The sequence below is a fragment of the Promicromonospora sp. CA-289599 genome, assembly GCF_050936155.1.
In the GTDB taxonomy this organism is placed as follows: Bacteria; Actinomycetota; Actinomycetes; order Actinomycetales; family Cellulomonadaceae; genus Promicromonospora.
This window is the reverse complement of record NZ_JBNJNI010000001.1, coordinates 3,275,460-3,287,330: the sequence shown is the minus strand read 5'-3', so window position 1 is coordinate 3,287,330 and position 11,871 is coordinate 3,275,460. Positions and strand designations below refer to the sequence as shown.

The window sequence follows — 11,871 nt, the reverse complement described above, 5'->3', positions numbered from 1 at the left end:
CCGGTCTAGCAGACCTAACACGATTCTTGTTATGTTTGTTATGTGCCGCGCGCCAAGAAGCCAGTCCTCAAGAACCCCTACCGCCCCGGCGTGGGCCTGCCTCCCGCTCACCTGGCAGGTCGTGATCCGCAGATGCGACGCTTCCAGGCCATGCTCTCGGGCGCTCCCGAGATCCCCGCGAACCTGAGGCTCACGGGGTTGCGCGGTGTCGGCAAGACCGTCCTCCTTCGCCGGTTCGAGGAAATAGCGGACGAGGCAGAGTGGGCGACCGTCTTCGTCGAGCTGGAGCCTCGGCACAACGACGAGGACCGCCTGACCCGTCTTCTCGACGGGATGCTCCACGAAGTGGTGGCTCGCCGCTCTGCGAGCGGCCGCATCCGCCAGGTACTCGGTGGTGCCATCGATGCGGCACGGCAGACCGCCAAGGTCACCTTCGACGATTTCGAGTGGTCTCTGGGCGGCGAGATCGCGACACGCACCCGCGCGGTTGCCGAGGCCATGGCACACGCCGTCGAGGTCGTACAACGATCCGGCCAGGAGGGGATCGTCCTGCTCTTCGACGAGGCCCAGGTGCTCGTCGACGACAAGACCCGGGACGGGTCCCATCCGCTGTCGATGCTTCTCGCGGCGGTCTCGGCGCTGCAGCGGCAAGGAGTCGCCGTCTGCCTGGTCCTTTGCGGACTGCCCAACCTGACCGTGAACCTTCTCGAGGCCCGGACCTACTCGGAGCGCATGTTCCGCGGGGACGAGGTGGCATCGCTGGGCGCATCCGAGGCCCGGCAAGCGTTCCTGATCCCGTTGGACGGGACCGGTCGGGCCGCTGATGACGGGCTGGTCGAGCGAGTACTCGCGGACGTCGAGGGCTACCCCTACTTCATCCAGCTCTGGGGTGCTGAACTCTGGGACGCCGCGACCTTTGCCGGCGTCGCAACGTTCTCCGTCGATCTCCTCGACGCGACGGACAGCGAGATCTATCGGCGGCTGGACCTGGACTTCTACTCACCTCGGGTTGATGCGCTTCGGCCCGCCGAGCAGGATCTGCTGGGAACGGCCGCCGGCGCGTCGTACCCGCCGCTCCTAGCAGGCGAGCTAGGCGATCTCTCCCCCAAGAAGTCGAGCAACGTGAACGTCCTCCTCGGCCGGCTCGTGCGAGCCAACGTGCTGTACCGGCAAGGCAAGGGTCGGTACTACTACACGGCACCAGGTTTCGACGCCTACCTCCGGCGACGCGCGGAACGCCTGGCCTGACTCCCCTACCGGACGCCGCTCTCCCCGTGTGACGTCCCCCACCCGATGTGGGACTGACCAGGACACGGTCATATCCTGATCCGGATGATCGTCTCGCCTGCCGGACGCACCCCCGGTGCACCCACCGGCTTCTCCGTGTCCGGCACCTGGGTCACCGATGCGCCGCCCCCGTCCGACGACCTGCCCCCGGGCGCGCCCGGCGGCCCCCAGCTCGTGGTCCGCACCGTCGCGGTCGACGACCTGCCCGATACGCCGACCGCGCTCGTCGACCGGCTTCCCGACACCAACGCGCTCGCCTGGGTGCGGCACGGCGACGGGCTCGTGGGCTGGGGCGAGGCGCTGCGGTTCGAGACGTTCGGCCCCGGCCGCTTCGCCGACGCCGACGACGCCTGGCGCCGAGTGCTCGACCGCGCCGTCGTGCACGACGACGTACGCCTGCCCGGGAGCGGGCTGGTCGCGTTCGGCAGCTTCGCGTTCGACGACGTCACCCCGGGCGACGAGTCCGAGGACCCCGCGCGTGCGAGCGGAGTGCTGATCGTGCCGCGCGTCGTCGTCGGCCGGAAGGGTGGCCGGGCCTGGACGACCACGATCTCCCTCGTGGGCGACCGCTCCGCCCCCGTGGGAGAGGAACTGCTGTCCGCCTACCCGCACCAGCCCGTGACCGATCCGGGCAAGGTCGTCCTGGCCGACGGCGCCGTGGGCGCGGCGGACTGGCCGGCGGTGGTCGCCGAGGGGGTGGCCCGGATCCAGACCGGCGAGCTGGAGAAGGTGGTGCTCGCGCGCGACGTCGTCGCCACGGCCGAGCACCCGGTAGACACGCGCCACCTGCTCGGCCGGCTCGCGTCCGCGTACGACGCCTGCTGGGCGTTCAGCGTGGACGGCATGGTCGGCGCGACGCCGGAGCTCCTGGTCCGCAGCGAGAAGGGCCTGGTGGCGTCGCGCGTGCTGGCGGGCACCATCAGCCGCGAGCACGGACCCGGCTCGCCGGCGGTCCCCGCCGACGCCGACCTCCTGCACGCCGCCAAGCTCGCCCGTTCGTCGAAGGACCTCGAGGAGCACGAGTTCGCGGTGCGCTCCGTGGCCGCCGCGCTGGAACCGTTCTGCTCGTCGATGAACGTGCCCGAGGCGCCGTTCGTGCTGCACCTGCCGAACGTCATGCACCTGGCGACCGACGTGACGGGCGTGCTGACCGACCAGAGCCCGGCGTCGGGCCTGCGGCCGTCGTCGCTCTCGCTGGCGGCCGCGCTGCACCCGAGCGCCGCCGTCTGCGGTACGCCGACCACCGCCGCGCGCAGCCTCATCCGGGAGATCGAGGGCCTGGACCGGGCCCGGTACGCCGGGCCGGTCGGCTGGGTGGGCGCCGACGGCGACGGCGAGTGGGGCATCGCCCTGCGGTCCGCCGAGATCTCACCGACCGACCAGCATCACATCCGCCTCTTCGCGGGCTGCGGCATAGTAGCGGCATCTGACCCCCAGGCAGAACTGGCGGAGTCGGAAGCCAAGCTGGAACCGATGCGCTACGCGCTAGGCGCCACCTCGTAGCCCGTTGAGTGCTGGATATTTGTCCTCTCGAAACGGTACGAGAGGACAAATGTCCAGCACTCAACTAATCAGGGGGTGCCGGCTGTCGGGCCCTTGCCTATCGGGTCGGTCTCGTCGCCCCAGACCTGCTCGCGGAAGCCGTCCCACACCTGGACGTTCGACGTCGCGCCGAGGAAACCCATCCGCGCGTCCGTGGCGGTCAGCAGGATCTCGATGAGCGAGGCGCCCTCGAGCACCTTGGTCGCCACCTCGAGGAGGTCCTGCCCGTCCGGCAGGTTCGCGTGGATCGACGACACGTACATGTGCGCGTCACCCTCGAGCGAGACGAAGTTCGCCCGGGTGTCCGTGCCCGCCGTCGTGCCGTGGTCGTAGGCGTACGACTTGAGCCAGAAGCCGTCGACGACGACCTTGTCGGCCGAGATCTTGATGGCGTCCCGGCGCTCGCCGGCACCCTTGACCGGCACGTTCGCCAGGCCGATGCCGTTGATGCCGGTGAGCGGGATGGTCAGGTCCCGGCTCTCCAGGTCGGCGGGGAGGGAGAAGACCGAACCGTCCTCCTTGGCCCCGCACTGGCCCGGCAGGTCGACGTTCAGGTCGTACTTGCCGCCGAAGCTCACCTTGACGCACGTGCCGAGCTCCGTCTGCAGCGCCTCCTCGATGGTCTCCTGCGGGTCGATCTCACCGCAGGGATCGGACGGCGCACTGTCCCCCGCCTCGGGCGGCACGGAGCCGTCCTGCGTCGGCTCCTCGCACTCGGGCGGATCGTCGCCCTCGCCCGTGCCGGCGTCGCCGTCGGCCGGATCACCCGAGCCGGTGTCACCGTCACCCGGGCCTGTGCCGCCGCCCGTGACGTCGTCCACCGCGTCGCCGACCGGGTCGTCGGTCCCGCCGTCGCCCGGGTCGGAAGTGCCCGGGTCGGAGCCGCCCGGCGACGGGGTGGGCGTGGCGGACGGGTCCGCCGCGTCTTCGTCACAGACACCGAGGACCACGCACCAGAACGAGTCGTCCTGCTTGGTCTGGGCGTCCGACGTCGACGCGGGCATGCTCGTGCCGCCGATCGCCAGCGCGCCCGCGACCACCACCGCGGCGGACTTCTGGGACAGCGCGCGCAGCGCTGTACTGAGCGAGTCCGCGCGAGGGATGGCCTCCGTGTCCGGGGCAGCCTCGGCTGCCGGTGCGTCACCTTCCTTCTTCGCGACATCCGCCTCCGTGACGTCCGCGTCCGGAGCGTCGTCCGCGGCACGCGGCTCGGCGGGGTCTGCCGTGCCGTCGCTCTCCGCCTCCGTCTCGGCGTCCGCCTCCGGCGGCGCCCAGGACACGACGACGATGCCGCCGACCACCCCGAGCAGGAACCCGACGACCCAGCCGCCGAGGTTCACTCCGGCGATCGAGTAGACGGAGATCATCAGCGCGATCACGCCGTAGAAGATCCGGTGCACGGGCTGCGCGATCGACAGGATCCCCAGCAGTACCAGCGCGAGCGGGAGGATCGTCGCCTGGGAGCCCTCGACCCCGAACTGCAGCACGACGTTCATCCCGAGCTGGTCCAGCTTGATCGGGCCGGACAGAAGCATCTCGAGACCAGCGAGCGCTACCAGCACACCCCCGACGAACGGCCGCTGCTTGCGCCAGGGACGGAAGTCCCGGCGCCAGTCAGCGAGCTTCGCGCGAAGTCCGGGGCGGCCGGCGTCGGCCTGGCCGTCACCCGGACCTAGAAGCACTCGGTGCCGTCCGTGATCTTGAGGCTGAGGTCCGTCAGCTGGAAGACGGCGGCCTGCGTGCTCCACGACACCTGCTGGAGACCGTTGATGTCGATCGAGTCGGAGTCCATGGCGAAGTCGCCGGCGTCACCCTTCTTGGTCGTGTTGACGGTCGAGGCGTCGACGCCGATACGGATGTTCTTGAAGACCGCGGTACCCGAAAGGTCGTTCATGCCGATCTGCAGATCGGTCGCGAGCGCGGGCTTGTCCTTGGCGGTACCCGCCGAGATGAGGAGGCCGACCTTGCCGAGCGGGGTGTCCTGGACGACCGACTGGCACAGGTTGTAGAGCTTCGCGTCCTTGATGTTCGCGATGGCCGCGGGGTGCTCCGTACCGTCGGAGGCGGTCGCCACGCCCGCGTACTGCGAGAAGCCGGTGCCCACGAGCTGGTCGGCGCCGATCTTGAACTGGCTGCCGGAGATCGCGAACGAGACGGGCACTGCACCCTGGGCAACCCCACCCAGCAGAAAGCTGGCGGCGATCGCGACCGGGATGACTGCCAGAGCCACGCGCCCCTTGCGCGACCCCGTGAGCTTGCTGAGCTTCATTGGTGTTCCCCTCGATGCCAATGTGAACGACTACGCCGTCGTCCCATCGCGACGTTAGCGCGATTACTGACTAAGCGTCAATTGTCTGCTGGGAGCGCCGCAAAGCATGCCGGATATGCTCGAACCATGGCAACAGCCCGTCGCACCCGACTTCGCCCGGAGGAACGCCGTAACCAGCTCGTGGCACTGGGAGTGGCCACTCTCGCGGACCGGCCGCTGGCCGACGTGACCGTCGAGGAGATCGCCGCCGAAGCCGGTGTCTCGACGGGTCTCGTCTACTACTACTTCGGCTCCAAGAACGGCCTGCACCACGAGATCGTGCGGCGCGCGCGCGACTCGATGCTGCACGCCTCCGAACCCCTTGCGGAGCTTCCGCCGGCCGAGCGCCTGGTCAGCACGCTGACCCGGCTCGTCACCTATGTACGAGAGCACGGCCCGACCTTCTACTCGCTGGTCCGTGGCGCGGCCAGCGGTGACGAGGAGGTGCGCGCCGTCATCGAGGACGCGCGGCGGGAGCAGACGGAGCGGGCCCTCGCCGTCCTCCTGGAGCTGGGAGTGCCCGAGTCGGAGCTCCTGCGCGTGGCGGTCCGCTCCTGGGTGGCCCTCGCCGAGCAGGCGCTGGTCGACGGCGGCATCAACTCCGACCTCACCGACGAGGAGCTCGTCGGTTATCTCGAGCGCAGCCTCGGGGGCGTCGTCGCCGCCGTCGTGCCGGGCGCCTCGGAGGCGCTGTTCGGGGTCCCGTCGGCGCGCTGACCGCTCCCGTCAGAGCGCCTTGACCATGAGCATGCAGGGGTTGTCGGCCCAGAGGTCGGGAAACTCCTCGACCGGGTGGAAGCCGCAGGCGGCGTAGAAGGCGCGGGTCCGGTCGAAGTCCGGGTCGGACGCCGACGGTCCGAACGTCTTCACGCTCAGCAGGCGCACACCCTGGGCCCGGAGGTCTTCCTCCACGCGTCGCATGAGGCTGCGCCCGATGCCCCCACGGTGGTGCTTGCGCCGGACGGCGAGCAGGTGCACCTCCGCCGACGTCGGGTATCGCTGGTCGACGAGCAGCACGCCGAGCACGTCCTCGGACGGGATCTTGCCGCCGTCGGCCGCGATCGCGGGTGCCGGGGACTCAGGCGTTGCGACCGCCACATAGTTGGGGAACTTTGCCGCCGCCTCTACGTATTCGTGCGTGAACCGGTCAATACCAAACCATTCGGGCAGCTCTCCGAGGATGTCATGTGCGGCATCCGATCGGCCGAGGGTCCTGACCACGGTAAACGTCCCAGACACGCGGCCTAATTTAGACCGGACCAGCCGAGTTCACCCGCTGAACGCGAATACCCGAAACAGAGCCCTGGCGAGGGGGCCAGGGCTCTGTTTCGGGGTCCGTCTCGGCGAAAGGGTCAGCCCTGGTTGCCGAACCACTCCTGCATCCAGTCGGGGATGTTGTTCGGTGCGCTCTGGTCCGAACCCGAGCCGGAGTCCGGCGCCTGCTGACCCTGCTGGCCCTGGTTCTGCTGGCCCTGCTGACCCTGGTCCTGGGTCGCCGACTCCTCCTTGACCGCGAGCGTCACGGTGATCTCCTGGGTCTTGCCGTCACGCACGACGGTCAGCACCGACTCGTCCCCTGCGACCTTCTCCCGGACGAACGCCGTGAGGGACGCCGAGCCGTTCACCGGGGCACCGTCGATCGCGACGATCACGTCGCCCTGCTGGATGCCGGCCTCACCGGCCGGCGAGTCCGCGGTGACCTCGACGACGCCCGCGCCGCGCCGGGTGACGTCGTCGGCGGTGGCCGTGGCGTCCTGGAGCGAGACACCGAGGAAGGCGTGCTCGGCGGTGCCGTCGGCCTTGAGCTGGTCGCCGATCTGCGTCGCCTGGTTCGACGGGATCGCGAACCCGAGGCCGATCGAGCCGGAGCTGCCCGACGACATCCCGCTCGACAGCGTGGCGATGGAGGACGTGATGCCGATGACCTCGCCCGACGCGTTGAACAGCGGCCCGCCCGAGTTACCGGGGTTCACCGCGGCGTCGATCTGGATGGCGTTGGTGACCACCTGGTCCGACCCGTCCTCGGCGCTGGCCGTGACCGGGCGGTCCAGGGCGGACACGATGCCCGTCGTGGCGGTGTTCGCCAGACCGAGCGGGTTGCCGAGCGCCATCACGGGCTCCCCCACCACGACGTCCGACGAGTCCGCGAACTTGGCGGGCTTGAGGTCCGACGGCGGGTCGGTCAGCTGCACGACGGCGAGGTCTGTGGTCGGGTCGGTCCCGACGATGTCGGCCTCGTACACGCGGCCGTCGCTGAGCGTGACCTGCACGGTCTGCGCCCCGGCGACCACATGGTTGTTGGTCAGGACATGACCCTCGGAGTCCAGCACGACGCCGGAGCCCTCCGCGCCGCCGCCCTGGCTCTCCACCTGGATCGCGACCACCGACTCCTGCACCGCGGAGGTGACGGCCGTCCAGTCCGGGTTGTCGACGGTCGAGCTCTTCACGGGCACGTTCTGGCTGGTCGTCTGCCCCACGTCGGCCAGGGAGGCCGCGCCGCCCGAGCCGTCGGTGAGCGAGATGGCACCCGCGGTCCCCAGGCTCGCCAGCAGCGCGGCGGCCGCTGCTGCGCTGACCACGGGAACCCAGGCGCGGTTCTTCGTCCTCGTCTCGTCCGACGCCGTCACCGTCGCCGGCACCGCGTACGGGTTGACGTACCCGGACGCCGGGCCGGTGGTGGACGGCGCGGGCGCCGGGTGCTGGACGGCCCCACCCACGGGCACGGATGCGGGCGCCGAGGACGGAGCGACGCTCGACGGCTGTGCGGGGTGCGAGGGCTGCGCGGCGTTCGAGGACTGCTCAGTCGCCGCGTTCTGGGCCGGTGCGGGCGCAGGCACCGGTGCGGGCGCAGGCACCGGCGCGGAGGCCGGCAGCTGCTGAGTCGGCGGCGTCGCGGGCGGCAGCTGCTCTGTGGGCTGCGGCACGTGCGGCTGCTGTTCCGGCTGCGGAGTGGTGCTGTTCTCGTCGGTCATCGTGACCCTCCTTGAAGTCAGAACCAGTTGACACCCCGATCCTTGCTTCAACCTTGGACGAGTCTGTGAGTTGGCTGCGAGCCCTCACTCCTGGACGGCGGCCACTATGCGGCGCGCCAGCTCGGTGGACTCCGTCTGGCGGTCCGCACGAGGCACCCGCACCTCGATCACCTGGATCCCGTGACTCGGTGCCTGCAGCGCGTGGCGCAGGGTCGGCACGTCCTTCACGAGCTGGTGGTCCACGCCGTACCCCGCACAGAGCTGCGCCAGGTTCGACCCGTGGGGCGTCCCGAAGACCCGCTCGAACGTGGCGTTCGCCGTGCTGCTGGTGGCGGCGAGCGCGCCGTGCTCCAGCGTGGCGAAGATCGAGCCGCCGTCGTCGTTCACCACCACTATCTCCAGGTCCACCGGGGTCTCGTCCGGTCCGCGGAGCAGGCCGCCGACGTCGTGCAGGAACGTGAGGTCGCCCAGGAGGGCGCGGGTCCGCAGACCACGGCGGGCGGCGGCGAGCGCGACGCCGACCGCCGTCGACACCGTGCCGTCGATGCCCGCGAGCCCACGGTTCGCGAGGACCGCCGGGCCGGGGCCGTCGAGGCCGAGCACCAGCTCGAGGTCCCGTACCGGGTTGGACGAGCCGACCACCAGCAGGTCGTCCGGCCCGAGGACGGCGGCGACCGCACGGGCCACGGAGAGTGCGGTCGGCCCGCCGAGGACCGCCTCGTCGCAGGTCACGTCGTCGAGCACCCTGGAGGCCTGTGCCCCGGCGGCACGCCAGCGCTCCAGGAAGGCGGACGGCGGCGGGGTGGACGTCTCGAACCAGGCGGGCGCCACGCCCGGCAGCACCACGGCGGCGTTACGGGCGGCGTCGGGCCACGGACCAGCGCCCGGCGCGACGACGGAGACCGTGACGTCCGGGCGGCCGAGGAGCCGCTGCACGGGTCGGGAGAGCGTCGGCCGGCCGAGGACCACCACCTGCTCGATGCTCCCGGCGAGATCCTCGGACCCGAGCAGCGCCCGGTAGGCCGCGATGGAGTTGGGCCCGCCGGTCGCGCCCGACGACGGCTCCGCGAACAAGGGCCAGCCCTGCACCTCCGCGAGCTGCCGGGCATCGGTGCCCGCGCCGTCACCCGCCACGACGACGGTGCGCGCCGGGTCACCGGGCAGCGCAGGGGACGCGACGTGCTGCAGCATGGCGGGCACGACGAGCGGCGGGTCGGGCCTGGGGTAGCCCTCCAGCGCGGTGTCCGCGGGCAGCCCGGGCAGCGGGGCCGACGGCGTCAGCGGGTCCCGGAACGCCAGGTTGAGGTGCACCGGGCCGGGATGTCCCGACCGGAACCCGAGGGCCGCGCTGGCCGCACGTCCCGTGACGCTCCGCAGGTCGCGGAGCTCCTCCGCGCTCGGGGCACCTGGCTCGGCATCCGGCCCCCCTGCCGCTCCCTGGCTGCCCGACGGCGCCGGCACGTCCACGGCGAACCGCACCGCCGAACCGAAGATGCCCACCTGGTCGGTCGTCTGCGACGCCCCGGTGCCGCGCAGCTCGTGCGGCCGGTCGGCAGTGAGCAGGATCAGCGGCAGCCCGGTGTGGCTCGCCTCCAGCACCGCCGGGTGCAGGTTCGCGACGGCGGTCCCCGACGTCGTGACGACGGCGACCGGGGCGCCCTCCGCACCCTTCGACAGGCCGAGCGCCAAGAATCCCGCGGCCCGCTCGTCGATCCGGACGTGCAGCGTGACGCGGCCGGCGTCGGCGGCCTCCGCCACCGCGTAGGCGAGGGGCGCGCTGCGCGAGCCGGGCGCGAGCACGAAGTCGGCCACACCCCGGCTGACCAGGTCGGCAACCAGTGCGCGGGCGGCGGTGACGGCGGGCGGGATCGTCATGCGTCCTCCAGGATCCGGGTCAGTCGGTGGTACCGCGCGAGCCAGCGCTCGGCGGTCGGGTGGTCGGCCGCCGCGGCCGCGAGCGCCCGGGGCGAGGGTTCGGGGCGGCGGACGGGGAGTGCACCGTCGACGGGCAGCAGCGGGTCGGTGACGACGTCGTGCACCAGGAGCTGGGACGTCGCGAGCCCGCAGGCGTAGGGCAGCTCGGGGAGGGCGGCGGCGAGGGCGACGCCGGCGGCGAGCCCCACCGAGCTCTCCAGCGCCGACGAGACGACGACCGGCAGCCCGACCTGTTCGGCGAGCTCCAGGCAGGCGCGCACGCCCCCGAGCGGCTGGACCTTGAGGACGACGATGTCGGCGGCCTCCTCGCGCACCACCCGCATGGGGTCGGACGCGCGGCGGATGGACTCGTCGGCCGCGACGGGCACGTCCTGCTTGCGGCGCACGAGAGCGAGCTCCTCCACGGTGGCGCAGGGCTGTTCCACGTACTCCAGCCCGCCGGCCGCGTGATCGATCTCGGCCAGGTGAGCGATGGCCTCGTCGGGGGTCCAGGCGGCGTTGGCGTCGATCCGGACGGCGCCGTCGGGCCCGAGGGCCTCCCGGACCGCCGCAACCCGTTCGACCTCGGCGGACACGGGCTCGAGCGACCCGTCGGGCCCGCGCTGGGCGACCTTGACCTTGGCGGTGCGGCAGCCGCCGGACGCCAGCACGATCTCCCGGGCCCGCTCCGGCCCGACGGCGGGGACCGTCACGTTGACCGGGACGCTCTGCCGGACGGGTTCGGGCCAGCCGACGAAGGCCGCCTCGTGCGCGGCGCGCAGCCAGGTCGCGGACTCGGCGTCGTCGTAGTCCCAGAACGGCGACAGCTCGCCCCAGCCGGCAGGCCCGCGCAGGAGGATGCCGTCGCGCACGTCGATCCCGCGAAAGCGGGTCCGGAGGGGCGTGGACCAGACGACGGGCTCACCGATCAGCAGCACAGGCCCAGGCTAACGATCTGCACGACTACTTGGTCTCGTTCGGGTGGTGCGTGTGGACGTCGAGGATGTGCACGACACCCGCTGCCGGCTCATCCTTCGTCACGTAGAACCAGATCCGCGCCCCGCCGGGCAGCTCGTACTGCCACCTGTCGTGGACCTGTCCGGCACGCTCGACGGTCGCCAGCTCGAACTTGAGCTGATGGCAGGTTGGCGATGACGCATGCGGAGTCCGCGTGAGGAAGTCCCACGCGTCGGCCAGCGCGTTCCGCTTTGTCGCCGCGACATCGAGCCAGCCCTTCTGAGCCTGCTTGCTCGCGAAGACGATCGTGTACTCGTTCTTCTTGATGGGACGAGGTACCGCAGCTTCTCGGACCATCACGGCCGCTCAACGGTGATCGACTCGTCCAGCCAGTCATAGTCCTTATCAGGCCCATGGCCCGACGCATACGCCTCAGCGGTCGACTGCCACGCGGCGACCTCGACCTCGAGCGGCTCGAAGACCGACACGGACGCACAGGCCCGGGCCACCTGGGCCAGCTCGTTCGCGCACTGAGCGCGTCCGGCCAGCGGGAGAAAGCTCATCCACGGGAAGAATCGTTCGAGCCGCTCCGCAAAGCCCTCCGGGCCTTCGCCTACAGCGGCCGCGATCACCTGGGAAGCGAGCGCGAGCCCAGCCCGATTCTGCTCGTAGACGCTCTGGCGCTGCAGTACCAGTGGTTCCCCGTCCCGGCGCGTGATCATGACAGGGCCTCGGTCAGCCGCAGCCGCGACCTTCTTGGAGTCGCGTGAGAGATCGGAGAACCGCACCGTCTGAGCAATCGGTCGAACGTCCATCGCCCCATAGTTCAGAATACGTTCTGAACTGTCAAGCACAAGCGCCATCGTTCCTCCTGCATCTGATTGTCGGGTG

Annotated in this window: 11 protein-coding genes; 3 read left to right on the top strand and 8 right to left on the bottom strand. The window is 71.1% G+C overall.

What is annotated here, in order from left to right; translation table 11 throughout:
• Nucleotides 1-42: 42 nt before the first annotated feature.
• Both ACQEVI_RS14555 and ACQEVI_RS14550 read left to right on the top strand, forming a co-directional pair.
• Nucleotides 43-1,248, top strand: a complete 1,206-nt coding sequence (locus ACQEVI_RS14555; protein WP_432900062.1) for an ATP-binding protein — start codon at nucleotides 43-45, stop codon at nucleotides 1,246-1,248.
• Nucleotides 1,249-1,332: 84 nt separating this feature from the next.
• A complete protein-coding gene (locus tag ACQEVI_RS14550) occupies nucleotides 1,333-2,790 on the top strand; it encodes an isochorismate synthase (RefSeq protein ID WP_432900059.1) in 1,458 nt (485 codons plus the stop codon).
• A 68-nt stretch (nucleotides 2,791-2,858) separates the two neighbouring features.
• Here the strand turns inward: ACQEVI_RS14550 and ACQEVI_RS14545 are convergent, their stop codons facing one another.
• On the bottom strand, nucleotides 2,859-4,511 hold the full coding sequence (locus tag ACQEVI_RS14545) for a DUF6114 domain-containing protein (RefSeq protein ID WP_432900056.1): 1,653 nt from the start codon (nucleotides 4,509-4,511) through the stop codon (nucleotides 2,859-2,861).
• On the bottom strand, nucleotides 4,502-5,098 hold the full coding sequence (locus ACQEVI_RS14540; protein ID WP_357507047.1) for a DUF6230 family protein: 597 nt from the start codon (nucleotides 5,096-5,098) through the stop codon (nucleotides 4,502-4,504). The genes ACQEVI_RS14545 and ACQEVI_RS14540 overlap by 10 nt, the downstream gene beginning before the upstream one ends.
• Nucleotides 5,099-5,224: 126 nt before the next feature.
• On the opposite strand from ACQEVI_RS14540, the gene ACQEVI_RS14535 reads away from it, so the two are divergent.
• Nucleotides 5,225-5,854 carry a TetR/AcrR family transcriptional regulator gene (locus ACQEVI_RS14535; RefSeq protein ID WP_432900052.1) on the top strand — a complete coding sequence of 210 codons (630 nt, stop codon included), beginning with the start codon at nucleotides 5,225-5,227 and terminating at the stop codon, nucleotides 5,852-5,854.
• 9 nt (nucleotides 5,855-5,863) lie between these two features.
• Here ACQEVI_RS14535 and ACQEVI_RS14530 read toward each other — a convergent pair whose 3' ends face one another.
• From ACQEVI_RS14530 to ACQEVI_RS14505, 6 genes are all read right to left on the bottom strand, one after another.
• Nucleotides 5,864-6,235 (bottom strand): GNAT family N-acetyltransferase, encoded by a 372-nt coding sequence (locus ACQEVI_RS14530; protein ID WP_432900049.1) that lies wholly within the window; start codon nucleotides 6,233-6,235, stop codon nucleotides 5,864-5,866.
• Between the two features lie 254 nt (nucleotides 6,236-6,489).
• Nucleotides 6,490-8,109, bottom strand: coding sequence for a trypsin-like peptidase domain-containing protein (locus tag ACQEVI_RS14525; protein ID WP_432900046.1), 1,620 nt, complete (start codon nucleotides 8,107-8,109; stop codon nucleotides 6,490-6,492).
• A gap of 84 nt (nucleotides 8,110-8,193) precedes the next feature.
• On the bottom strand, nucleotides 8,194-9,984 hold the full coding sequence (menD, locus tag ACQEVI_RS14520) for a 2-succinyl-5-enolpyruvyl-6-hydroxy-3-cyclohexene-1-carboxylic-acid synthase (protein WP_432900043.1): 1,791 nt from the start codon (nucleotides 9,982-9,984) through the stop codon (nucleotides 8,194-8,196).
• Nucleotides 9,981-10,961: an o-succinylbenzoate synthase gene (locus ACQEVI_RS14515; protein ID WP_432900040.1), complete on the bottom strand. Its 981-nt coding sequence runs from the start codon at nucleotides 10,959-10,961 to the stop codon at nucleotides 9,981-9,983. The genes menD and ACQEVI_RS14515 overlap by 4 nt, the downstream gene beginning before the upstream one ends.
• 25 nt (nucleotides 10,962-10,986) lie before the next feature.
• Complete coding sequence (locus ACQEVI_RS14510; RefSeq protein WP_432900037.1) at nucleotides 10,987-11,337, bottom strand: hypothetical protein; 351 nt, start codon at nucleotides 11,335-11,337, stop codon at nucleotides 10,987-10,989.
• Nucleotides 11,337-11,843, bottom strand: a complete 507-nt coding sequence (locus ACQEVI_RS14505) for a type II toxin-antitoxin system Phd/YefM family antitoxin (RefSeq protein ID WP_432900034.1) — start codon at nucleotides 11,841-11,843, stop codon at nucleotides 11,337-11,339. Before ACQEVI_RS14505 ends, ACQEVI_RS14510 begins: the two co-directional genes overlap by 1 nt.
• Nucleotides 11,844-11,871 lie beyond the last annotated feature (28 nt).